Annotated in this window: 21 protein-coding genes and 1 other RNA gene; 10 read left to right on the top strand and 12 right to left on the bottom strand. The window is 49.0% G+C overall.

Annotated features, from left to right (window positions below; all coding sequences use genetic code 11):
* The first annotated feature begins 421 nt into the window (after window positions 1–421).
* The 5 genes from TH61_RS15865 (at window position 422) to TH61_RS15885 (ending at window position 3,694) form a co-directional block, all read left to right on the top strand.
* Window positions 422–856 (top strand): hypothetical protein, encoded by a 435-nt coding sequence (locus tag TH61_RS15865; protein ID WP_066511471.1) that lies wholly within the window; start codon window positions 422–424, stop codon window positions 854–856.
* Between the two features lie 49 nt (window positions 857–905).
* Entirely contained in the window at window positions 906–1,487 is a 582-nt protein-coding gene (locus tag TH61_RS15870) for a cytochrome c (RefSeq protein WP_066511473.1), read from the top strand.
* Window positions 1,488–1,741: 254 nt separating this feature from the next.
* Complete coding sequence (locus tag TH61_RS15875) at window positions 1,742–2,542, top strand: HipA family kinase (protein WP_066512958.1); 801 nt, start codon at window positions 1,742–1,744, stop codon at window positions 2,540–2,542.
* The gene (locus TH61_RS15880) at window positions 2,520–2,903 is read left to right on the top strand and encodes a DUF3037 domain-containing protein (RefSeq protein ID WP_066511476.1); all 384 of its coding nucleotides are present in this window, start codon (window positions 2,520–2,522) and stop codon (window positions 2,901–2,903) included. The genes TH61_RS15875 and TH61_RS15880 overlap by 23 nt, the downstream gene beginning before the upstream one ends.
* A gap of 68 nt (window positions 2,904–2,971) precedes the next feature.
* Window positions 2,972–3,694: a CPBP family intramembrane glutamic endopeptidase gene (locus tag TH61_RS15885; protein WP_071887862.1), complete on the top strand. Its 723-nt coding sequence runs from the start codon at window positions 2,972–2,974 to the stop codon at window positions 3,692–3,694.
* A 98-nt stretch (window positions 3,695–3,792) separates the two neighbouring features.
* On the opposite strand, the gene TH61_RS15890 is transcribed toward TH61_RS15885, so the two are convergent.
* Window positions 3,793–5,439 carry an ABC-F family ATP-binding cassette domain-containing protein gene (locus tag TH61_RS15890; RefSeq protein WP_066511477.1) on the bottom strand — a complete coding sequence of 549 codons (1,647 nt, stop codon included), beginning with the start codon at window positions 5,437–5,439 and terminating at the stop codon, window positions 3,793–3,795.
* A 230-nt stretch (window positions 5,440–5,669) separates the two neighbouring features.
* On the opposite strand from TH61_RS15890, the gene TH61_RS15895 reads away from it, so the two are divergent.
* Window positions 5,670–6,113: an SRPBCC domain-containing protein gene (locus tag TH61_RS15895; protein WP_066511479.1), complete on the top strand. Its 444-nt coding sequence runs from the start codon at window positions 5,670–5,672 to the stop codon at window positions 6,111–6,113.
* A gap of 111 nt (window positions 6,114–6,224) precedes the next feature.
* Here TH61_RS15895 and TH61_RS15900 read toward each other — a convergent pair whose 3' ends face one another.
* The 10 genes from TH61_RS15900 to TH61_RS15945 all read right to left on the bottom strand — a co-directional run bounded on the left by TH61_RS15900 (window position 6,225) and on the right by TH61_RS15945 (window position 16,071).
* Complete coding sequence (locus TH61_RS15900) at window positions 6,225–6,980, bottom strand: hypothetical protein (RefSeq protein WP_197464054.1); 756 nt, start codon at window positions 6,978–6,980, stop codon at window positions 6,225–6,227.
* A gap of 251 nt (window positions 6,981–7,231) precedes the next feature.
* Complete coding sequence (locus tag TH61_RS15905) at window positions 7,232–7,978, bottom strand: phenylalanine 4-monooxygenase (RefSeq protein WP_066511483.1); 747 nt, start codon at window positions 7,976–7,978, stop codon at window positions 7,232–7,234.
* Between the two features lie 298 nt (window positions 7,979–8,276).
* A complete protein-coding gene (gene aroF / locus TH61_RS15910) occupies window positions 8,277–9,293 on the bottom strand; it encodes a 3-deoxy-7-phosphoheptulonate synthase (protein ID WP_066511485.1) in 1,017 nt (338 codons plus the stop codon).
* A 138-nt stretch (window positions 9,294–9,431) separates the two neighbouring features.
* Window positions 9,432–10,235 (bottom strand): tryptophan synthase subunit alpha, encoded by an 804-nt coding sequence (gene trpA / locus TH61_RS15915; RefSeq protein ID WP_066511487.1) that lies wholly within the window; start codon window positions 10,233–10,235, stop codon window positions 9,432–9,434.
* A complete protein-coding gene (gene trpB, locus TH61_RS15920; RefSeq protein WP_066511493.1) occupies window positions 10,222–11,415 on the bottom strand; it encodes a tryptophan synthase subunit beta in 1,194 nt (397 codons plus the stop codon). Before trpB ends, trpA begins: the two co-directional genes overlap by 14 nt.
* Before the next feature lie 4 nt (window positions 11,416–11,419).
* The gene (locus tag TH61_RS15925) at window positions 11,420–12,079 is read right to left on the bottom strand and encodes a phosphoribosylanthranilate isomerase (RefSeq protein ID WP_066511494.1); all 660 of its coding nucleotides are present in this window, start codon (window positions 12,077–12,079) and stop codon (window positions 11,420–11,422) included.
* Between the two features lie 49 nt (window positions 12,080–12,128).
* Window positions 12,129–12,947, bottom strand: coding sequence for an indole-3-glycerol phosphate synthase TrpC (gene trpC / locus TH61_RS15930; protein ID WP_066511495.1), 819 nt, complete (start codon window positions 12,945–12,947; stop codon window positions 12,129–12,131).
* Window positions 12,948–12,951: 4 nt separating this feature from the next.
* Entirely contained in the window at window positions 12,952–13,941 is a 990-nt protein-coding gene (gene trpD / locus TH61_RS15935; protein ID WP_066511496.1) for an anthranilate phosphoribosyltransferase, read from the bottom strand.
* Window positions 13,938–14,561, bottom strand: a complete 624-nt coding sequence (locus TH61_RS15940) for an aminodeoxychorismate/anthranilate synthase component II (protein ID WP_066511498.1) — start codon at window positions 14,559–14,561, stop codon at window positions 13,938–13,940. The genes trpD and TH61_RS15940 overlap by 4 nt, the downstream gene beginning before the upstream one ends.
* Window positions 14,562–14,658: 97 nt before the next feature.
* A complete protein-coding gene (locus TH61_RS15945) occupies window positions 14,659–16,071 on the bottom strand; it encodes an anthranilate synthase component I family protein (protein WP_066511501.1) in 1,413 nt (470 codons plus the stop codon).
* Between the two features lie 538 nt (window positions 16,072–16,609).
* Between TH61_RS15945 and TH61_RS15950 the strand changes: the two genes are divergently transcribed.
* Window positions 16,610–17,422, top strand: coding sequence for a DUF2279 domain-containing protein (locus TH61_RS15950; RefSeq protein ID WP_066511502.1), 813 nt, complete (start codon window positions 16,610–16,612; stop codon window positions 17,420–17,422).
* Between the two features lie 158 nt (window positions 17,423–17,580).
* Window positions 17,581–18,555, top strand: a complete 975-nt coding sequence (locus TH61_RS15955) for a Smr/MutS family protein (RefSeq protein WP_066511503.1) — start codon at window positions 17,581–17,583, stop codon at window positions 18,553–18,555.
* Window positions 18,556–18,820: 265 nt separating this feature from the next.
* Here the strand turns inward: TH61_RS15955 and TH61_RS15960 are convergent, their stop codons facing one another.
* A complete protein-coding gene (locus TH61_RS15960; RefSeq protein WP_066511507.1) occupies window positions 18,821–20,743 on the bottom strand; it encodes a pyruvate kinase in 1,923 nt (640 codons plus the stop codon).
* A 220-nt stretch (window positions 20,744–20,963) separates the two neighbouring features.
* Between TH61_RS15960 and rnpB the strand changes: the two genes are divergently transcribed.
* Window positions 20,964–21,359, top strand: an RNA gene (gene rnpB, locus TH61_RS15965) — RNase P RNA component class A.
* A gap of 174 nt (window positions 21,360–21,533) precedes the next feature.
* Window positions 21,534–22,247, top strand: a complete 714-nt coding sequence (locus tag TH61_RS15970) for an endonuclease/exonuclease/phosphatase family protein (RefSeq protein WP_066511509.1) — start codon at window positions 21,534–21,536, stop codon at window positions 22,245–22,247.
* Window positions 22,248–22,276 lie beyond the last annotated feature (29 nt).

Raw genomic sequence — 22,276 nt, forward strand, 5'->3', positions numbered from 1 at the left:
GCCCTGTCCTGGATTTGTCAGAGGGTCTTTATTCGGTGGTGTTGCCCTTGTTTATAAAAGCTTTTTTGTAGCAACCTTAATCCCCCTTGTCCATCCAAATCCTACCAGTTTTTAGTACTTAAACCTACAGAATATTTGACCGTAGAGAAGAACACAAGGTTTGTTTGACTATCTCCCCGCCAATCCAAGCCAAATTGTAGAGTACTATAGCTTTATATTACCCAAACCAGCCCACCAAGAGATTACCTACTGCCGCTTAACCTTTCACGCCTTCCGCCACCCGGATGTATCTCCTTGCATTTGGAGTAATCTGTATTTACCATTTTTTGGTTTTATATACCTTTCAGCAGTCCATACGCTTTTGTCACTCCTGTTTGCTCTAAACAATCATAATATTTGAACCATTAAACCAATTCATGCTATGCAGTTGAAATCACTTTCTACACAATGGACCAAAGTGGCGGCGGTATTGCTAATGGCGGGCGCCCTTGCCTGGACTATTAAATTGGCAGTCATTATCTCTACCAATGGGCGAATCATTGACACCGGAGCAGCCGCCTTGTTAATGAAACTGGGCATCCTCTTGCTGGCATTAGGCTCCACAGGCATCGGTTTCCGGTTGAGCGAGCACCGACCGGTGTGGGTACGGGTACTGTCCATGCTCCTTTCGCCATTATTAGCATTTGGTCTGTTCCTTTTGTTTGCTAAGGTAGTCACGCCCTTGGTGGTAGACCCGTTTTTGCAGGACAGCAATATATGGTACGCCCAGCAGGAAGCCCCTATTGGATTAGCGGTTATCTTCTTCCTGACGCTGGGAATTATTTTATTGAAGAATTATAAGACTGCCCGGTCCTAGCACCTTTCCAATTAAAACCTAGTTTTTAGCCAAAATCCATTCTTTTCCTATGTTCAAAAAAATCCTGAAAAGGACGGCGGTAGTCCTTTTTTTGCTACTTGCCGGAGTAGCCGTGGTCACCATGGCCCGTCAGCACCTTACTTATGAGGCACCCTATCCCAACATCACAGCATCCAAAAACCCGGCAGTGATAGAACGTGGGAAACACATTGTGCTGGTCTCTAACAATTGCGTCCAGTGCCACAGCCCTGCGCCTGACCCAGTCAGACTCCTCAAACAAGGCCAAACTCCTTCATTAGCTGGCGGCAAAAAGGTGGAGACGCCCTTCGGGACGATCTTCACCACCAACCTTACCCCTGCCAAGTCCGGAATTGGAAGTATGACTGACGGTGAGATAGCCAGGGTACTCAGGTATAGTGTAAAACCAAATGGAGAGGCCGTGCTGCCCTTCATGCAGGGACAAAACATGAGCGACCAAGACCTGACCGCAGTTATCTCGTACCTTCGTTCCTTGAAGCCCGTGGAGAATAAAGTACCCGAGCATGAGTTTACCATACTGGGTAAATTTGCCCGCGCCTTCATGCTCAAACCTTCCCCGCCAGAACCTACCCATACTCTTGCTAAAAAGTAAGCTTCTTTCAAGGCTACTATTGTTTTGCTGGTATCTACCTGTAAGTTAATTCCTACATGGTAATAGAAAGCCAAGTGAAATGACTGCAACTTCCATTTTTGGCCTATTTCACGGAAAAGAAGCAAAAAAAGGAGGATGACATAATCCTGTTATTAGTAGTCCGTTTGGCCTACTTTCAGAAAAGGAGTAGCTTTACTCAGGATGTACCTGCCCAATTTGCGTATGGCAGCAGAGGTACGCAATTTACAACCTGTATGAAGCACTACTCCCCAGAACTCAGAAAGGTAGACGTGACGCGGTATGTCACCCCTTTGCGCGAAGGCGGTTCTTTGCCCGCCATTGTGGAGGCCGATGATGAGTTTCTATATGTCTTAAAATTCAGAGGCGCCGGCCAAGGCATCAAAGCGCTCATGGCTGAGCTAATTGCCGGCGAGTTGGCCCGCGTGCTGGGCCTTCGCATGCCTGAATTGGTTTTCGCGCACTTAGACGAGGCCTTCGGGCGCACAGAACCAGATGAGGAAATCCAGGACTTGTTACGCTTTTCAGAAGGTTGGAACTTGGGCCTGCATTACCTGAAAGGCGCCATCACCTTTGATGCGCTGGTGAATACCGTGGAGCCTTTGCTGGCCTCGCAGATTGTGTGGCTGGACTGCCTCATCACCAACGTGGACCGCACTGCCCGCAACACCAACATGCTCATGTGGCACAAGGAACTCTGGCTTATTGACCACGGCGCTGCCTTCTACTTCCACCATAACTGGCCCAACATAGAGGAACAAGCCAAACGCCCGTTTGTGCAAATAAAAGACCACGTGCTTCTGCCACTTGCCTCAGAACTGGAGGCGGTAGATGCCGCTTTCAAAGCCTTGCTCACGCCAAATATCATCAGAACTATTGTGGAACTGATTCCAGAGGATTGGCTTTTAGCCGTGGACTCTCCTTTTGAGACTGCTCAGGCCCATAGAGACGCTTACATACAGTTCCTAGAAACACGCTTACAACATTCCCACATCTTTGTTACCGAAGCCAACCATGCTAGAAAAGCACTTATTTGAGTACGCCGTGCTCCGGGTAGTGCCTTGCGTGGAGCGCGAAGAATTTGTGAACGTGGGCGTGATTCTGTATTGCGCCTCCAAAGGATTTTTGCAGGCGGTCTATGAGTTGAACGAGTGCCGCCTCAAGGCCTTGGCCCCAGAGCTGGACTTGGAAGAACTGCAAGAACGCCTACACGCTTTCCAACGAATTTGCGCGGGCCGTAAAGAAGGCGGCACCATAGGACAGATGGCGGTAGCCTCAAGGTTCAGGTGGCTGGCGTCTACTAGAAGTACCGTAGTGCAGTCTTCTCCGATTCATCCGGGCTTATGCCTTGACCCACAGGAAACTCTAGAGAAACTATTTACCCAACTGGTGAAGTAAAATTCAGAAGCAGAATACCTGCATAAAAAGGAAGTTTTTAGTAGATTCAAACTACCTAATCCTTCACTATGGCAGGAATCTTTGTTCTTTTGGCCCTATCCTGGCTATTGCTTTACTTCTTCCGGCGCAGTGGATTGGCCGTATTGGGTTATACTCCTATAGCTAAAAGGCTCTTACAATTCCTGATTGGTTTCTTGTTTTCGGGAGCACTCTGCCTGCTTATACAAGTATGCCATGAGGCTTGGGAAAAAGCCCATTGGATTGTGGTGCCCACCTCCACTCTCAAATCAATACTTTACTCTTTTTATTGGGCTTTCAGGTCGGTCCTGACAGAGGAGCTAATATTCAGGGGTGCTCTGTTGTATGTGTTGTTGCAAACAATTGGCTCTCGCAAGGCCTTGGCCTTATCTGCCATTGCTTTTGGCGTGTATCATTGGTTTTCTTATGGGCTCTTCGGGAATCCCTTTGCTATGCTCATAGTCTTTGTAAGCACAGGGCTTATGGGTTGGGTGTGGGCTTACTCTTTCTATAAGACAGCGTCTATGGCGTTGGCAATTGGCTTACATTTAGGCTGGAATTTCGTCTACAACCTGCTGTCTAAAGGCCCGCTGGGAGATGTTTGGCTAAAGGCCCAAGGAGGTACCCAAATTGACGGATGGCTCTCATTAGTGGACTTCCTTATGCCCATTTTATTGGTGCCATTGCTTTCCTACTGGCTAGTGAAATTTTGCTTCTCAGGAAAAAGCACGGTAGTATCATCCGCGCCTTCTACGTTGACAACATCCGCTTAAGAAGACCAATTAAGTTAAAAGCAAAAGCCCTTCGTTTTTGGCCTGTTTCTATCAAAACAGGCCAAAAACGAAGGGCTTCCTTATATCCTTTTGCGAGATTAAGAAACGGCTACTTTGCGCTCGATGTCGCGCAGGTTTTCCATCTTCTTGTTACGAAGGAATCCGTTGATGTCCTCAAAGTGCTCGCGAATGCGCTTGTTGCCAAACTCGAACACTTTAGTCGCTAAGCCATCCAGGAAATCACGGTCGTGCGAAACCAAAATCAAAGTACCATCAAAAGCGCGCAACGCGTCTTTCAAGATGTCTTTGGTCTTGATGTCCAGGTGGTTGGTAGGCTCATCCAGAATCAACAAATTCACCGGCTGTAGCAAAAGCTTAATCATGGCCAGACGGGTTTTCTCGCCGCCAGACAACATCTTCACTTTCTTCTCCACCGCATCTCCACTGAACATGAAGGCGCCCAAAATGTCTTTAATTTTGGTGCGCACCTCACCCACGGCAATCTGGTCAATGGTTTGGAAGATGGTCAAATCCTCGTCCATCAAAGACGCCTGGTTCTGCGCGAAATAGCCAATCATGGAGTTATGCCCCAGCGTCAAGGAGCCGTCATAGTCAATCTCCCCCATAATGGCTTTGATGAGCGTAGATTTACCCTCACCGTTCTTTCCCACAAACGCCACTTTCTGACCGCGCTCAATGGTCATGGACGCATCCTGGAAGACGGTATGGTCACCGTACTTCTTGGTCAAATGGTCTACAATCACCGGGTAGTTGCCAGAACGCGGGGCCGGCGGGAATTTCAAGCTCAGTGCCGATGTATCTACTTCATCCACCTCAATAATCTCTATCTTCTCCAGCATCTTCACACGGGACTGCACCTGCAAGGTCTTGGAGTAGGTGCCTTTAAAGCGGTCTATAAAGCCTTGAATATCGGCAATCTCTTTCTGCTGGTCTTCAAACTGACGCTGTTGCTGTTCGCGGCGCTCTTTGCGCAACTGCAAATATTGTGAATATGGCACCTTGTAGTCGTAGATACGACCCATAGTCACCTCAATGGTGCGGTTGGTGATGTTGTCTACAAAGGCCTTGTCGTGGGAAATCACAATCACGGCCTTGGCATTGTTAATCAGGAAGTCCTCCAGCCACTGGATCGATTCAATGTCCATGTGGTTGGTAGGCTCATCCAGCAGAATCAAGTCAGGTTTCTGCAACAGGATTTTGGCCAGCTCAATGCGCATGCGCCAGCCCCCTGAGAACTCGCTCGTATTACGGTTGAAATCTGAACGCAAAAAGCCCAGACCCAGCAAGGTCTTTTCTACCTCGGCGTCAAAGTTGACCTCTTCAATGGAGTAATATTTCTCACTCAGTTCAGAGACGTCCTCAATGAGTTTCATGTAGGCGTCAGACTCATAGTCGGTGCGGGTTTCCAGCTGGGAGTTAAGGTAGTCCATCTGGTTTTTCATTTCCAGAATGGAGCCGAACGCCTTGGACGCTTCCTCAAAAACGGTGCTCTCGTCTTTGGTGAGCAGGTGCTGTGGCAAGTAGGCAATCACCGCATCTTTGGGCGCCGACACCTTGCCTTTGGTAGGCTTGTTTGCCCCGGCAATAATCTTCAATAAAGTAGATTTACCGGCCCCGTTTTTCCCCATGAGGGCAATCCTGTCATTTTCATTGATGTTAAAGGTTACATTGCTGAAAAGCGCTGAACCGTTGAATTCTACCGCAACCGCGTCAACTGAAATCATGATGTCTTATAATGAGAGCGCAAAGATACTATTTTAATCGCCTTTTTTCCTGACCCAAAACGGCATTTACAAGAGCCTGAAATTTGGATTGAAAAGAAAATGCCGGCCTGACCGCACCAACAACCAATCTGCCCAGTAGGGTTCATTCTACAAGATTTCGTTTTGAGGCTTGCATTGCAGAATGGGAATTGGCTAACTTGGCTTCCATCCACGTCCCAACCACAACCAATATGGCCATAGAACCCATCATTGTAGAGCGCACCTTTGAAGCAAGTCCAGAAACCATTTGGCAGGCGCTTACCAACCCAGAAGAAATGAAGAAGTGGTACTTTGACATTCCGGGTTTTGAGCCGAAGGTGGGCCACAAGTTTCAGTTTATTGGCGAGAACGAGGGCCGTACCTTCCTACACCTCTGCGAAGTTCAGGTTGCCATTCCCCAGCAGAAACTAGCGCACACCTGGCGCTATGAAGGCCAGCCCGGCGACACCCTGGTCACCTTTGAACTGACGCCAGAAAACAAAGGCACCCGCGTCAAGCTCATCCACGCCGGCACAGAGACCTTCCCCAAAGAAAACCCAGACCTAGCCCGCAAAAACTTTGAGGCCGGCTGGAACTTCATCATTGGCACCGGTTTGCAGGACTACTTGGAAAAAGAGAATAAACTGATTAAGTAAGGGTAGAGAAAGTCTGCCCTAAAAAAAGGCGGTTGCCAAGGATGCATTTCCTTAGCAACCGCCTTTCCGTTTTTGGCCTGTTTCCTAGAAAACAGGCCAAAAACGACAGACTTACCCAGCCACCATTTGCAAGACGGCGGGTTCCTCTTTGGCAGGGATGCCTTCTATTTCTAAGCGCTCCATCAGCGTGGTCAAATCAGAAAGGCTTTCCAGCACGAAGTAGGCCTGCGGTTGCTTGCCTTCTTCAAACGGCGTGGCCACCAACTCCTCTAAAGCCAAGGGCTGCCATTTGGTCTCGTGGCGCAGGGCCGCCTCCCCTTCTGGGGCGTTGGAAATCAAGCGTGACCCGAACAAGGTCATCTGGCCTTTGTGGTCCCGCAGCAGGCCGTTGCCCAGCACGTGCTGGGAAATCTGCCACAGCGCTTCTACCGTGGCCGGGTCCTGGCTTTTCTGCGCCAAGGTACCCAAGCGGAACAAGAAGTCGCGCACCTCTGGCTGCGCCAGCCAAGGCAACTGGCTGAAGATGTCCAGGAACAAATCAGAGTTTCCCTGTAAGCGCAAGTCGGCGTCTGGGTGCAGACGTAGCTGGGTTTGGGCTGGGAATTTGCGTTTGCTCCATTTGGCCAGCACCTGCGCCGGACGCGGAGCCTGCTCCACGGCCACTACCTGCCAACCCGTATTTTTTTGCAGCCAGAAATTCAACTCCTGAAACTCAGGAATGAAATACGCCTTCAGGTCTAGGGCTTTCACGCCCTGCCAGAAATTGACAGCTACCACATGCGACAAGGCCTCTACCCGTTTGGTAAACAGGATGTTCCAAATCTGTTGGTGCTGAATGGTGTACTGGTGATACGGTTGTTGATACATAGCGGTAAGCATAAAAAAAGGCCTGGCTCCAAACTCGGAACCAGGCCTTTTATAGGTGAAAAATTGATAGTCGGTTGACTCAACTTTGCCCATACGGTGTCTCGGTTCCGAGCGATAGCTGCATCGGATTACACTTGACAATCGTAAAATAGAGGGCAAATAGTTTCATTTCAAGACTAATGTATAAACTTTTTGTGACACTTCAAATCGTTTTTACGCTGATTCCTAAAAAACAGCCCAAAAACGGCATATTATTTTATTTCTTCCTGAGCTAGAGCAAGTTGTAACTCATCTTCAAAGGCAGTTAGTGAATCCATCAGCTGACTGTAGTCCTCCAACACAAAGTATTCTTCCTGGAATTTCTCCTTGATGTACGGCGTCTGCAGAATCTGGCGCACGTTGAAGGCATGCCGCTTGGGCTCCTCAGAAAGAGAGTAGGCCGTCTCCCCCGCCGAGGACAGAATACCGGCCCCATAGATGCGCAGCTCGCCCTCCTCTTCAATCAAGCCAAACTCTACGGTGTACCAGTACAGCCTGGAGATAAGTTCTACGGCCCACTCATTGTCCAAGAAATTCAAGGCTACCTGGCTCATGGCCTCCAGGAAATTCACGAACTCCTGGTTGGCCAGAAGCGGCACGTGCGCGAACACGTCATGGAACATGTCTGGCTCTTCCAGGTAATCCAGCTGGCTCATGGTGCGCAACCAGGTAGTGGCCGGAAACTTGCGCTGGGAAAGCAACTCAAAAAATGTGCGGTTGTCTACAATGCCCGGCACGCCCACTAATTGCCAGCCCGTTTTGGCCAGCAACCGCTCGTTCACCTCGTTAAAATCTGGAATGCGGTTGGGCTCAAACCCTACGTCCTCTAGCCCCAGCAAAAATGCCTTGGTGGCGGCCGCCGGCAGTATGTTCAGTTGGCGGTTATATAGCAGGTTCCATACCTGTTGGTGTTCTGGCGTGTAGGCGGCGTAATCCTGGGTTAAGATGATGGTTGACATAGTAGATGGTTTAAGTTCTGAGCGAATAAAAGGACATAAAAAAAAGCCTGGCTCCGTTGTCGGAACCAGGCTTTGTATGGTGTAGGATATATCTTCTTTGTTATCCTTGAACGCACGCAATTTCCTTCCGACCGAGGGACTCAGGGCGGTAGTAATAATAATTGCAAATGTTCAAGTGTTGTGCTTGCATGGGTCTAAAAGTAGAGGCCGTGAATTGCATCTCCAAATTAAACGGCAGAATTCTTTGAAGGTTCTTCCGTTTTTAGCCTGTTTTTCAGGAAATAAGCCAAAAACGGATTTAATTTCCCAGCTCTTTTCTAAGCGCGAAGGTCTTTTGCATTTTCTTAATCATGCGCTCGGACTCGGAGAAGCTAAGGGTCTGGGCGCCGTCAGAGGCGGCTTCTTCGGGCTTCTCATGGGTCTCGTAGATGATGCCGTCGGCGCCGGCCATGATGGCGGCCAGGGCCATGGGCTCCACGTACTCGCGTATGCCAATGCCGTGTGACGGGTCCACAATTACAGGCAGGTGCGTCTTCTCCTTCAAGATGGGAATGGCGTTCAAGTCCAATGTATTGCGACTGGCAGTCTCATAGGTCCGGATACCGCGCTCGCAGAGCATCAGTTTCTCGTTTCCGCCGGAGAAGATGTATTCCGCGGAGTACAGCAGTTCGTCAATAGTACCTGAGATGCCTCGTTTCAAGAGAACCGGTTTGTCTACCTTGCCCAGTTCGTCTAGCAGGTTGAAGTTTTGCGTATTGCGGGCTCCCACCTGAAAAACATCGGTGTACGGTTCCATGGGCGCAATCTGGGACACCTGCATCACCTCAGTGACTACCTTTATTCCTTTGGCGCGGCACATGTCATAGAACATTTTCAGGCCTTCCAGCCCCAGTCCTCTGAAAGAATACGGGGAGCTACGCGGCTTGAACACACCGCCGCGCATGAAGCGCACGCCTTGTTCCACCAGATGGTTGATGGTTTTCTCCACCTGCGCCTCGTTCTCAACGGAGCAAGGTCCGGCCATGATGGTGAACTCCCCTTCCTTCACACGCAACCCATCCCCGAAGTCAATGACCGTTGGATTCACTTTCCATTTCCGGGAGACCAGCTTGTAGTCATCTGACACAATGTGCAGGTCTTTGATGCCGGGCAGGTTTCCCACGGCGCGCACGTCAAAATCGGCTTTGCCGGTACCCACCAGGTAATGCCCCTGCTGGGTAATGACCTCGGTGATTTTGTATTTCAGCTCATTGGCCTTTTGGATGATAGCCTCTTTCTGCGCTGGGTTTATATCTGCTTGGAGTTGTATTAACATGATGGTGATTTGGAAATTTGAAAATGTGCAGATTTGAAAATGGTTTGGCTCAAATCAGATATATCAATAATTTAACTTTATAGTCATTTTTGGCTTGTTTTCAGGAAAAGAGACCAAAAACAATGACGGCTAAAAGTCTTATGTCTTGAGTTCTGCGTCTTGTGTCTGTTTAATGCTTTTTAAGAAAGTGCGCACATTCTCTTTCACCTCTGACGGCTGTTGCAAGGCTTTGATAAAGGCGCTGCCAATAATGGCACCGTGCGCAGTCTGGCAGGCCATCTCAAAAGATACCTTATCCGAAATCCCGAAGCCTATTAACAAGGGACTATGCAATCCTAAGGCTTTCACTCTGGAGAAATAGGCTTGCTGGGCCTCGTTGGTCTGTACCTGGCTGCCGGTGGTGCTGGCACTGGACACCATGTAAATGAAGGCGTCCGTGAGGGTGTCAATTTTCCGGATGCGGTCCTCGGTGGTCTGTGGGGTAATCAGGAAGATGAGGCTTAAGCCGTATTTATCCAGAATGGACTTGTACTCTTCTTCGTATTCCACCAAAGGCATGTCGGGCAAAATGAATCCGTCCACTCCTACCCTGGCGGCGGCTTCACAGAAGGCCTCAAACCCGAACTGCAGCACCGGATTCAGATAGCCCATCAGGATGATGGGCAGCGTTACTTTCTCCCGAATACCGTCCAGCTGCTGGAACAGGGTCTTCACGCTCATGCCGTTCTCCAAAGCCACTTGGTTGCTGGCCTGGATGGTAGGGCCATCGGCGAGGGGGTCTGAGAAGGGCATGCCTATCTCCACCAAGTCGGCGCCGGCGGCTTGTAGTTCTTCTAAGATGGTGACGGTGTCATTCAAATTAGGGAAACCGGCTGTGAAGTATACATTGAGCAGGTTGCCATGGTTCTCATGGAACAGGCGGGTGAGTCTATTTTTGGACATCGTGGGCTTCAAAATAGGTGAGAATGGTATTCAAGTCTTTATCGCCGCGGCCAGACAGGTTCAGCACCACAATGTCTTCAGGACCGGCGCCTAATTGCCCCAAGGCCGCCAAGGCGTGAGAGGTTTCAATGGCGGGGATGATGCCTTCCAGACGGCTCAGTTCGCGAAGGGCTTCCATGGCCTCATCATCGGTGATGGCAATGAAACGAGCCCGGCCAGTGTCTGCCAAATGCGCGTGCTGTGGACCAACGCCCGGGTAGTCCAGTCCTGCAGAAATGGAATACGGCTCGGTGATTTGTCCGTCTTCAGTTTGCATGAGCAGGGTTTTACTGCCATGGATGATGCCGGTTTTACCCAGCACAGACGTGGCTGCCGAATGCCCTGAGTCTACCCCCAAGCCTGCGGCTTCCACCGCCACCAATTGCACGCTGGGTTCATCTAGGAAATGGTAAAAGGCACCCGCGGCATTACTTCCGCCACCTACGCAGGCCACCACATAATCCGGCAACTCGCAGCCTTCCTTCTCCAATAGTTGTTTGCGAATTTCCTCGCTGATGACCGACTGAAATCGGGCCACCATGTCAGGATACGGATGCGGGCCTACTACTGACCCGATGATGTAATGCGTGTCTACAGGGTTGTTTATCCAGTCCCGGATGGCTTCATTGGTGGCGTCTTTCAGGGTCTGACTGCCAGACGTAACCGGTACCACGGTAGCTCCCATCAGGCGCATTTTCTCCACGTTAGGCCGTTGGCGTTCGGTGTCAATCTTGCCCATGTAGACAATGCACTCTAGTCCCGCTAAAGCACAGACTGTAGCCGTGGCAACACCATGCTGACCGGCGCCTGTCTCGGCAATGATACGGGTTTTACCCAAGCGTTTAGCCAATAGAATCTGCCCGACGGTGTTGTTGATCTTATGCGCGCCGGTGTGGTTTAAGTCTTCGCGCTTCAGGTAGATTTTGGTGTTGTAGCGCTCAGACAGGCGCTTGGCATGGTACAAAGGCGTTGGACGACCCACGTAGTCTCGTAACAAATCATCCATCTCAGCCTTAAAAGCAGGCTCCTGGATGATTTGCAGGTATTTCTGTCTAAGCTCTTCTACATTAGGGTACAGCATTTCGGGGATGAAAGCTCCCCCAAACTGTCCGTAATAGCCACGCTCGTTTACTCCGTACATAGTTTTATTTATAAGATGGGTGGATGGGCTCTGCGCGCAAAGCTTCTACAAACTGCCTCACGCGGGCCACGTCTTTTAGGCCGGGTTGGGTTTCAAACTTACTGTTAAGGTCTACTCCAAAAAACTGAGGGTGCCGAATTGCCTTGATTTCCTCCACGTGGTCAATGTCAATGCCGCCGCTCAAGAAAAAAGGTATGTCAAAGCTGTACTTCTGGAGTATCTGCCAGTCAAACCGCACCCCGTTGCCTCCCGGATTTGGACCGCTGGCGTCAAACAAGAAATAATCACAGCCCACGGTATAGTCGCGTAATTGCTCAAAATCAAAATCGCTGCCTACTCTAAAGGCCTTCATTACCTCTAGGCCTGTATCCCGTAACTCGCGGCACATCTGAGGGCTTTCGTGGCCGTGCAACTGCACCACTTCCAAGCCCAAGTCGGTGGATTTTTGAAGGATGTTCACCACCTGCTCATCTACAAAGACACCCACTTTGCGCGTGCCTTTTAGAAAAGTAGAAGAGAAAACGGCCCAAGGGGTAGTCAAAAAGCGCGGCGATTTATCATAGAAGATGAAGCCCACGTAATCTGGCTGAAGCACCAACAACTCGTCAATGTTTTCGGTGTACTTCATGCCGCAGACTTTGATTTTAAGTTTTCTGTAAGGCATTGTTTTGTTGTCTGTCTGTCAAGTCTGTCTGAATCTCAAAGCCTTTGTCTTAGGCTGAAACCAATTGCTGAGCACTTAGTTTTTTAACTTCCTCTACCAAGGCCAAGCATGCTTTCTCAGGCCGACTGGTGCGCATGAACGCCTCTCCTATTAGAAAGCCTTCATAGCCGTATTGCCGCAATTCCACCAGATTCTCAGCCTTAGAGAGACCGCTTTCTGTCACCTTCACAAAATCATTCGGGATAAGCGCCGCTAGTTCTTTAGAGGTCTCAATGGACACGGAGAAGTCTTTCAGGTTGCGGTTGTTGACGCCAATCAAATCCACATGCGGCGTCAAACTGTTTTCCAGTTCCTGGCGGTCATGCACTTCCAGGAGTACCTCTAAGCCCAAGGAATGCGCAAACTGGCCCAGGCGTGCTATTTCTTCCTTAGTGAGAATAGCGGCAATCAATAAGATAGCATCGGCACCAATGGATTTGGCCTCCAGAATCTGGTATTCGTCTATTACAAAGTCCTTCCGCAAAATGGGGCACAGGTTGAATTTGCGCGCGGTGGTCAAGTCCTCATTTTTGCCTCCAAAGAACTGCTGGTCCGTCAAGACAGAAAGCGCGCTGGCTCCTGCCTGCATGTACCCAATTGACGTTCTTTCTACCGGCGCATAGGCATTGATGGTACCCAAAGAAGGCGACTTGCGTTTGTATTCGGCAATGATGCCGCTCAGGTCAGGGCGTTGCAGGTACTTGCGCAAAGAGATAGGCTGGGAAGGAAAGTAAATGCTGTTCTCCAGCAACTTCACAGGTACCAGGCTTTTGCGGTCTGCTACTTCCTGGCGTTTGTGCTGGACAATCTGATCTAAGATGTTAGACATATGGCTAGTTGGCTAAAAGCTGATTGAAAGAATGAAGCGCTTGTTTGGTTTGTAGGGATTGACTGGCCTTGGCAATGGATTCCTGTAAAGTCAAAACGCCATCTGCGCAGTAGATGCCCAATCCAGCGTTGGCAACGACCGCATCTTGCTGGGCTTGGGTAGCATTGCCGTTCAAGACATCCATAAAGATGGCCGCTGAATCTGCCACGGTAGTTCCGCCTTCCAATTGTTCAGGGGTATAGGTAGGCAATCCTAAGTCTGAAGGTTGTAAAATCTCCTCGCCTTTAGGCATAACCAGTTTAAAGGCTCCAGTTAAAGAAACTTCATCATAACCGTCCAACGAATGCACCAAGGCAAAACGTTTTCCGGTCTGCTGGTAGAGATACGTGTAAAGGCGCAACAACTCCAGGCTGAAGACGCCCACCAACTGATAATGCGGCTTGGCCGGATTTATCATGGGACCCAGCATGTTGAAAAAGGTTTTCACGCCTAGGTCTTTCCGAATAGGCGCCACCTCACGCATGGCCGGATGGAATGAGGGCGCGTGCATAAAGCAGATGTTAGCGCGCTCCAGTTTGGCTTTTAATTCAGTGCTGTCGTTGGTGAACGTGTAGCCTAGGTGCGCCATCACGTTAGAAGACCCGCAGATAGAAGAAACTCCAAAGTTTCCGTGCTTGGCTACCTTGTACCCTGCTCCCGCCACTACAAAAGAAGCCAGCGTAGAGATGTTAAAGGTATCTTTGCCATCGCCGCCAGTGCCGCATAGGTCAATCACCTTATCGGTGCCCAGGTCAGGTAAAAGGCAAAGCTCCAGCATGGCTTCTCTAAAGCCGTCTAATTCCTGCACGGTGATGTTGCGCATGAGAAACACGGTCATGAAAGCGGCCAACTGGCTGGCGTTGGCTTCGCCTTTGCCTATGCCTATCAAGACTTCGCGAGCGGTTTCTTTGGTAAGCGTCTTATGCTCGGTGAGCTGTTGGAGTATGTTTTTCATAAAGATATTGAGGCGGCAAAAGAAGTCCATTTGGTCACACGCTGAGACGGGTTGCGCAACCAGTTCTCTAGCATGTCTTTGCCGTAATCTGTGAGGATGGACTCTGGATGAAACTGCACGCCGCACACGTCATACTGCTTATGACGCAGCGCCAGGATCTCACCGTTGTTGTCTACCGCCGTCACTTGTAAAACGGAGGGTATGGTATCTGGCACCACCGTCCAGGAATGGTAACGGCCCACCTGGAACGTTTGTGGCAGATTTCTGAAAAGGACTTCGTATTGGTTGACAACGCGCACGGTAGACGACACGCCGTGGTAGACTTCCTCCATGTTAGAAAGTGTGCCGCCAAAAGCCTCGGCAATGGCTTGGTGCCCCAGGCAGACACCCAAGATGCGCTTGGTGGGCGCGTACCGCTGAATAAGGGCTGGCATGATGCCCGCATCTTCTGGAATGCCCGGACCCGGCGAAAGCACAATCACGTCAAAGGCCTCTATGGCGTCTAAATCTATCTGGTCGTTGCGGTGTACCTGCAACTCTTCTCCATACCCCAGCTCCCGAAGCATCTGCACCAGGTTATAGGTAAAGGAGTCATAGTTATCTAACACTAAAATTTTCATGGTAAGCGTAAAAAGGGTTCTGCTAGATGGATTGGGTTTAGTTTCGTTTTTAGCTTGTTTTCCAGAAATCAGGCCAAAAACGGTGGATTAAATATTTTTAAATGCTGGTGGCTTTCTCCAGTGCTTTGCGAAGGGCGGCCAGCTTGTGGTGCACCTCCTGCAACTCACTGTTGATGTCTGACTTGGCCACCACGCCTGCTCCCGCCTGGTAGTACAACTGGTTTTTCACGCTCAAAAAGGACCTAATCATAATGGCATGGTTAAAGTCGCCGTTAAAGCCTAGGTAGCCCAGACAGCCCCCGTAATAACCCCGGGTGGTAGGCTCTAGTTCATCTATGATGGTCAAAGCGCGGTGTTTGGGCGCCCCAGACAAGGTACCTGCCGGAAACGTGTCTGCCACAATCTGCACCGACCCATGGGCTTCTGGCAAGGTGGCCGTCACCTTAGAAACCAGGTGAATGACATGGGAATAGTACTGCACCTCTTTAAAGACCTCAACCTTCACATTGTTTCCGTGGCGGCTTAAATCGTTTCGGGCAAGATCTACCAGCATCACGTGCTCTGCGTTTTCTTTGGGGTCATCATACAGCTTCTGCGTAAGCTCAGCGTCTGACTGGTCGTTACCCGTGCGTTGGAAGGTACCGGCAATGGGAAAGATGCTGGCCTGGTCGCCTTTTATCTGCAACTGTGCCTCTGGCGAGGACCCGAAAATCTTGAAGGTGCCATAGTCAAAGTAAAACAGGTAAGGCGACGGGTTGATGGACCTAAGCGCCCGGTACACATTGAACTCATCGCCCCTAAATGCCTGCTTGAACTGACGGGACAAGACAATCTGAAACACGTTGCCTAAGTGACAGTGCTTCTGCCCTTGCTCCAAGACTTTCAAGAATTCCTCATCCGTCATGTTGGAGATTTCCTGCCCATCAGCTTGAAAATTGAAAGAAGGGATGTTGGTGTTCCTAATCTGCGATTCCAACACATCCAGACCGTCATTTTTAGGCTCTTTTCCCAGAAAGTGCTCAAAAATATAAAGCTCGTTTTTGAAGTGGTTGATGGCAATCACAAACCGGAAGGCATGGTACAGAATCTCAGGCAAGGCGGCATGCGCCGTGTCTTTTTCCTGGAAGCGAACATTCTCAAAATACTGCACCGCCTCAAACGAAATGTAGCCAAACAACCCATTCTGGATAAACCCGAACTCATTGTCAGGCGCCTTGAATTTCTGAGTGTAGGCCTGCAGCAGTTGAACCGCGTCGCGTTTGTCTTCCAGCACTTGCTCTTCAAACGTACCGTCTGGATAACTCTGGCGCAGCACGTTGTTCTTTAGCACAAACTCACCAATGGGCTCACAACAGATGTAGCTGAAGGAGTTTTCCTGGCCGTGGTAGTCAGAGCTTTCCAGCAGCAGACAGTTGCGGTACTTGTCGCGCAGCTGTAGGTAGATGCCCACCGGGGTGACTGTGTCTGCCAACAGTTGGCGGTATTGCGTTTTTAGTTTGAAGGTGCTCATGGGTGTTAAATAAAAAAGGCTTGCCGTTTGTTTAGAACAGCAAGCCTTTTAGGTAAAAGGATGGGTAATGCATGGGCATTAAAGTGCTGTTCACAAATCCTGAGATTGGTGCCACCAATAATGCTGTTTCATGTTAGCCCCTAGTACCATGTTGTTATGTATTAAATGCAATTCAAAAAGTCTATTAAACGCCAAAGGCCCGGAGTGAATCCGAGCCTTTGGCGTAATCAAATATTACAAAGCAAACGGTTCACCCATCAAATATGAAGGATGTGCCACCAAGCGCCGTGTACTAATTGAGGGTTCATGTTGCAAATGTAAGGGTTGAGATTTCCCGTGCAAGTTTTATTTCACTTCTTTTTAGATAAGTAAGTTTTTCTGGGTTTTGCCCAGCTTTGTGTACTTTTGGTAGGTGGCACATAAGCTCTCTTTATACAGCAAAACATGGGTTCCTTTCTGGTTCCTGCTTCTGTCGTGCCTAGCTTCTAGTGCATCTTACGCGCAACTCACCCCGCCTTTAACATCTACAGACACATTATTGCATACCAAACCACTCTCCCCTTGGTGGTTGGTAAGCGGTGCGGCTGCGTATACCGGTAGTTTGATTGCTTTAGGCGAAACCTGGTATCAAGATCAGCCCCGCTCCTCATTTCATTGGTTCAATGACGCCCGTGAATGGAAGCAGGTGGACAAGGCCGGTCACTTCTGGGGTGCCTTCCACGAAAGCAGACTAGGCATTGAAGCGCTTAAAAAAGCAGGTTTGCCTGAAAAGAAAGCCATTTGGTACGGCGGTTTGTTAGGCATAGTCCTGCAAAGCCCCATTGAATACTTGGATGGTAGATCTCCTGACTACGGGGCCTCCGCTACTGATTTGGTGGCTAACGCTGCCGGATCATTTGCAGTGATTGGACAACAGCTGGCTTGGCAGGAGACCAGAATCATGCCTAAGTTCTCTTTTCATTCTACCCGCTACGCCGCTATTAGGCCCAATATACTAGGCAAAAACTGGCAGGAGCAACTCTTGAAGGATTACAACGGACAGACCTACTGGCTAAGCGTGGATGTGGCCAAATTCCTGCCTAAGGCCTCTGCGTATCCTAAATGGTTAAACTTAGTCCTTGGCTACGGCGCCGAAGAGATTGTCTACCATGACCCAGACGCCAACCGCCTGGCTAACCTCTCCTCTTACCGGCAATATTACTTAAGCGTAGATTTAAACTGGCAGGCCATTCCTACCAAAAGCCGGTTTTTGAAAGGCACTTTTGCAGTATTGTCTGTTTTTAAGTTTCCGGCCCCGGCGCTGGAGTACAACCGCCGCCAGGGTTGGAAGATGCACGGCCTTTACTTTTAGGCACTTTACCCTCTAGAATACTAATTGCCTTTTCTTTGGTTAAAATGTAAGCCAAGTGTATTATCTTCCTTCGGCCCTGCCATTTCCTTTTGCGTATCTTTGAGGAAAGGAGGTTGTCTATTTTTCGCCTCTTTTCCCAGAATTAGCCCAAAAACGACATGAACATAGGAGACCGCGTGCGCCTGATGCACGGCAAAGAGCAAGGTGTCATCACCCGCTTTTTAGATAATAACTTAGTGGAGGTTGCTATTGACAACGACTTCACCATACCGGTCATGCGCCGTGAGGTAGTAGTCATTGCCGCCGAGGAGGAGAAGCACTTCGGGAACAACCCTACGCCAGAACCGGTGGTGTCCCAACGGCCCAGCATTGCCAATCTGGCGCCTGCGCAGGTGGCCTCGGCGGCCGGCGTCTATATTGGCTTGGTTCATACCACGGCAGAACTATTGGCGGTACACATTGTCAACAATTCTGAGTATGATTTGCTGTTCACCTACGGCGAAGAATCTGCTAAAGGTTACCGCGCCCTCAGCAATGACAAACTACCCTCCAAAAAGACCAAACCGGTGGCGCATTTGCACATGAACGACTTTGACAAGTGGCCTGATCTAGTGGTGCAGTATCTACAGCATAAACTCAACGCAACCAACTTAATTGAACCAGTAACCAGACGCCTGAAGTTTAAAGCCTCTTCGTTTTACAAAGCCAAGAAAATGGTGCCGGTCTTACAGAAAGAAGGATACCTGTTCCAACTGGACTCCAAGCCGGTGGCTGTCAATCCAGACGAGATACTGTTACAAATGATTGAATCTAATACGTTGGGCGAGGTGGCAAAAGTGGCCGCGCCCAGCCATGAGGTAGACTTGCATATTGAAAAGCTGTTGCCTGACTCTGATCCTAAGACTATGAGCAATTCAGAGATTCTGCGTCAACAATTGGCCGCCTTTGAGGATGCTCTGGAACGCGCGGTGGCTACCAACATGCACGAAATCATTTTCATACACGGTACCGGCAACGGCGTCCTGAAAAAGGAAATCCAAAAACTCTTGAGCCGCAACCCGCACATTAAATTCTACGAGGAAGCCCGTAAAGAAAAATTTGGCTACGGAGCTACCAGAGTATCTTTAAAATAAGCTTTACCATTCATAAAGGATCCGTTTTTGGCCTGATTTCTAGAAATCAGACCAAAAACGGATCCTTTTGTTTTAAGAAAGTCTGGAATTGATATATAGATCAACCAATTCAAACTAAAGCTTTATTAGTTCATCCACACAGTCTTTTCAAAATGATTCAAGTGGGAAGTTTAGTTGTTCAAGAATGTCTTTTGACTTCCAATTTTACTAAACCCTCCCTTTTTAATACCTGACTCGCGACTCGTGGCTCTTCACTCTTGACTCACTAAACGCCATTCATAGCTGAGACGTGGAGCATGCGCAAGAGCGAGGTTTTCTTGTACTGGTGCTCTTGCATTCGTTTCATGATGTCATCCAGCATGGCAATGGATTTTAAAATGTAAGGCCCCTTGTTGAGCATGACGCAGTCGGCGCGCTGGGCCATGGCGGCATCTGTGATTTCGGCGCGCGACGGACGGCCTTTCTTGGTGAGTTTCTCCAACACTTGCGTAGCCCACACCACGGGCAAATGCGCAGCCTCGGCTATCCAGAGGATTTCTTCCTGCACCTCGGCCAATCGCTGCCAGCCAAGTTCTACCGCTAAATCGCCGCGGGCAATCATGATGCCGGCCGGATGTTGGCGCATGAGGGTGAGCAACAAATGCGGAAGATTGTCAAAGGCGGCCTTGGTTTCAATCTTAAGCATAATAGCCACATGCGTAGCTAGGTTTTCATGTAGGACCTGTTGCAGTTCCTCCACCATTTCGGGATGGCTCACAAAGGATAGGTTGATGATATCGGCGAAAGGAATAATGGAGGCCAGGTCTTCGCGGTCTTTGGCGGTTAGTTTATGAAGGTGCAGGTCACTGTCTGGCAGGTTAATGCCTTTGTCTGGCCGTAGTTTGCTGCCCACCTCATCTGCAGAGGTAATTTTGACCCGCAGAAAGTCTTTGTCTACCTCTTCAATCACTCCTTCAATTTCGCCATCGTCAAACCAGATGGACTCGCCTACTTTTACGCGGGTGAAGACCTCTGGCAGGGTGCAGGAAATATGGGCAGGTGCAACCTGATTTCCGTCAATGTCATAGCGGGCGGGTTCACCTAGAATACGCTTTCTATGCAGTACCACCTCCTGCCCGGTCTTTAACTGTAGCGGAATGACCATGGCGGGTAGTTCACCTAAAGTATAGGTGAAAGGATCTTCCTTCTTGCCTGACAAATGGAGTTGCGTGCCCACCGTCACGTACGCAGATTTTGAGGAGACTACCAACAGGCCTCCGTCTACTTTCTGAGAAACGGTGAAGATTCTCTTTCTTTTGCGTGTGTCTCTAAACGAAATGGTGTCCCCAATCTGGGCATTTTTGGCCCATTTTTTAGAAACGCGCAAAGAAGCGTCTACAGGTTCTGGGGCCGGAACTCCTTTTGGTCCTAACCAGACTTTGGCTACTGATAGGATTTCGCCTACCTCGTTGATCTTGGGGTGAATGGCCACCACTTTGGGGCCTTCTTTCATGGGACCGGTCCTTAATTTGGGTCCCATCAAGTCAAACAGAATTTTGCAGGACTGGCCCAACTCTTTTTCGGCGAGTTTGATGTTATCCACCATTTTCTGCCAAACGGTACTGTCATCATGCGCGCAATTGATGCGCGCGCAGTTCATGCCGCTTTTCATGAGCGCCTTCACACTCTTGTAATCATCAGCCAAATCTGTAGAAAAGGTGATCATGATGCGGCCTTCCCTACCTGGTGCCGGTTCCCCTAACAGCGCTGAGATGTTGGGCTGTAATGAGGCCGTAAACGGATTAGGCGTAGACAGGCTAGGTGTTTTGTGCGTAAGGTGCCCTAGCAACAGGTTCAATTGGTTTTTAACAGCCAGCAAGGTGGTTTCTACATGCCCTTCGGCGCGGCCTAATGAGGAAAGCCCCAACCTGGCCAATTGGCTCTGCAACGTGCGGTTGTCATGTTTCCGGAAGGCCAGGTAGTGAAGCAGGTTTTTACCGCTGGATTTAAACGCCGGATGTACTTTTTGGATATGCGCGCCATGGGCCTCTTCAATAGCCTCTCCTTCTTGCAGCAGCATTTCAATTTGGGCTAAAACCTGCTGGATGGTCTCCAAAGAAACCCCGTTCCACTCAATCTCTTTGCCAACGGTTTTTCCTTTACTTCTGCGCTGCTGCCCATTTTTAGTGTCTATTACTTTTTTCTCCATACTGGTACTTGCGCTCGTATCTGTCATTCTCCCTAGTACGTACCCAGGATGTGAAATGCCTAGAGAAATACATTCATTTTTAAGCAATTAAGTATTCTTACCTATAATTCACCTCAATTGTAAGTCAGGCCGTTTTTGACCTAATTCCCGGAAAACAGCTCAAAAACGATTCTTATCTGCTGCCGCTTGTTTGGGCAGAAAGCGCTACCTTTGTAAAAAATCGGCAGGCCGGCTTATCGCTGCGTCTTTTACTAGACGGAGAGGAAAGTCCGGGCAACGCAGAGCATCCTGCTTCCTAACGGGAAGGCACTTGGCGGGAGACGGCCAGGTGACAGCCAGTGCCACAGAAAATAACCGCCGGCTTCGGCCGGTAAGGGCGAAAAGGTGCGGTAAGAGCGCACCAGCGGCTAGGTGACTAGTCCGGCTGGGTAAACCTCAGGAGTTGAAAGACCAAATAGGCTGGCAGCGTCTCACCCTAGGGTGGGACTAAGGGCGGCTCGTCCGATGTCAGTGGGTAGGTTGATGGAGCCTTTCCGTGAGGACTGGCCTAGATAAATGATAAGCCATTTGCCCGTAGGGCGAAGGACAAAACCCGGCTTACAGGTCTGCTGATTTTTTAATTTTCCTTTCTAGCTGATTCCAGCTTTTCAACTAACCAACTTTTTCTAGATTGAAGTTTTAATTGATGTCTTACTTGCCCAATTAAGGCAGATAAGCAAATAGTATAACGCTTATCCATTAGTTGTGCGTCAACCTTGCCAAATTTTTACCAATCTGGTTAAATGAAATAATGAAATTAATAACCTGGAATTGCCAAGGAGCTTTTAGAAAAAAAGTAGACACAATTTTATTGCTACAACCAGATATATTGGTAGTTCAAGAATGTGAGCACCCTGACAAATTAGTTTTCAATTCGACAACTCAACGTCCTACCAACTTTCTGTGGTTTGGCGACAACCATCACAAAGGACTTGGTATTTTTTCATACAGCGACTACAAGTTTGAATTGCTAGATGAATACAACGCAGACATTAAAATCATTTCGCCTGTTGCAGTTACTGGCGGACAAATTGACTTTACACTTTTTGCTATTTGGGCAAACAATCGCAATGACCCAGACGGACAATATATTGAGCAGGTTTGGAAAGCAGTTAATCATTATGACCAACTCCTTAACAATGGACTGACAATCTTAACTGGCGACTTCAACAGTAACAAAATTTGGGACAAACAACATAGAGCTGCAAATCATTCGGCTGTTGTTGAACGGTTAGCAGAAAAAAATATTTATAGTGTTTATCACAGACATTTAAATCAAGAACAAGGCAAAGAAATTCATCCAACTTTTTACCTACAACGCAACAAGAACAAACCTTACCACATTGATTATTGTTTTACATCGGCCGAAATTTTTGAAAAAGTAAAACATTTAGAAATTGGGACATATGAGAATTGGATAACTCACAGCGACCATACTCCATTGACAATAACTTTTGACCTCTAACACAAGAATAGCGAACGAATGTCATGGAG

It is taken from the genome of Rufibacter sp. DG15C (assembly GCF_001577755.1).
Lineage (GTDB): Bacteria > Bacteroidota > Bacteroidia > Cytophagales > Hymenobacteraceae > Nibribacter.

Excerpts from the sequence above, each read along its gene's own strand:
- trpB (WP_066511493.1), bottom strand. The coding sequence starts at position 11,415 with ATGTACGGAGTAAACGAGCGTGGCTATTACGGACAGTTTGGGGGAGCT.
- aroF (WP_066511485.1), bottom strand. The coding sequence starts at position 9,293 with ATGTTAATACAACTCCAAGCAGATATAAACCCAGCGCAGAAAGAGGCT.
- TH61_RS15960 (WP_066511507.1), bottom strand. The coding sequence starts at position 20,743 with ATGGAGAAAAAAGTAATAGACACTAAAAATGGGCAGCAGCGCAGAAGT.
- TH61_RS15895 (WP_066511479.1), top strand. The coding sequence starts at position 5,670 with ATGGCCATAGAACCCATCATTGTAGAGCGCACCTTTGAAGCAAGTCCA.
- trpD (WP_066511496.1), bottom strand. The coding sequence starts at position 13,941 with ATGAAAAACATACTCCAACAGCTCACCGAGCATAAGACGCTTACCAAA.
- trpC (WP_066511495.1), bottom strand. The coding sequence starts at position 12,947 with ATGTCTAACATCTTAGATCAGATTGTCCAGCACAAACGCCAGGAAGTA.
- TH61_RS15875 (WP_066512958.1), top strand. The coding sequence starts at position 1,742 with ATGAAGCACTACTCCCCAGAACTCAGAAAGGTAGACGTGACGCGGTAT.
- TH61_RS15925 (WP_066511494.1), bottom strand. The coding sequence starts at position 12,079 with ATGCCTTACAGAAAACTTAAAATCAAAGTCTGCGGCATGAAGTACACC.
- TH61_RS15880 (WP_066511476.1), top strand. The coding sequence starts at position 2,520 with ATGCTAGAAAAGCACTTATTTGAGTACGCCGTGCTCCGGGTAGTGCCT.
- TH61_RS15945 (WP_066511501.1), bottom strand. The coding sequence starts at position 16,071 with ATGAGCACCTTCAAACTAAAAACGCAATACCGCCAACTGTTGGCAGAC.
- TH61_RS15900 (WP_197464054.1), bottom strand. The coding sequence starts at position 6,980 with ATGTATCAACAACCGTATCACCAGTACACCATTCAGCACCAACAGATT.
- TH61_RS15905 (WP_066511483.1), bottom strand. The coding sequence starts at position 7,978 with ATGTCAACCATCATCTTAACCCAGGATTACGCCGCCTACACGCCAGAA.
- TH61_RS15890 (WP_066511477.1), bottom strand. The coding sequence starts at position 5,439 with ATGATTTCAGTTGACGCGGTTGCGGTAGAATTCAACGGTTCAGCGCTT.
- TH61_RS15885 (WP_071887862.1), top strand. The coding sequence starts at position 2,972 with ATGGCAGGAATCTTTGTTCTTTTGGCCCTATCCTGGCTATTGCTTTAC.
- TH61_RS15970 (WP_066511509.1), top strand. The coding sequence starts at position 21,534 with ATGAAATTAATAACCTGGAATTGCCAAGGAGCTTTTAGAAAAAAAGTA.
- TH61_RS15955 (WP_066511503.1), top strand. The coding sequence starts at position 17,581 with ATGAACATAGGAGACCGCGTGCGCCTGATGCACGGCAAAGAGCAAGGT.
- TH61_RS15870 (WP_066511473.1), top strand. The coding sequence starts at position 906 with ATGTTCAAAAAAATCCTGAAAAGGACGGCGGTAGTCCTTTTTTTGCTA.
- TH61_RS15940 (WP_066511498.1), bottom strand. The coding sequence starts at position 14,561 with ATGAAAATTTTAGTGTTAGATAACTATGACTCCTTTACCTATAACCTG.
- TH61_RS15865 (WP_066511471.1), top strand. The coding sequence starts at position 422 with ATGCAGTTGAAATCACTTTCTACACAATGGACCAAAGTGGCGGCGGTA.
- trpA (WP_066511487.1), bottom strand. The coding sequence starts at position 10,235 with ATGTCCAAAAATAGACTCACCCGCCTGTTCCATGAGAACCATGGCAAC.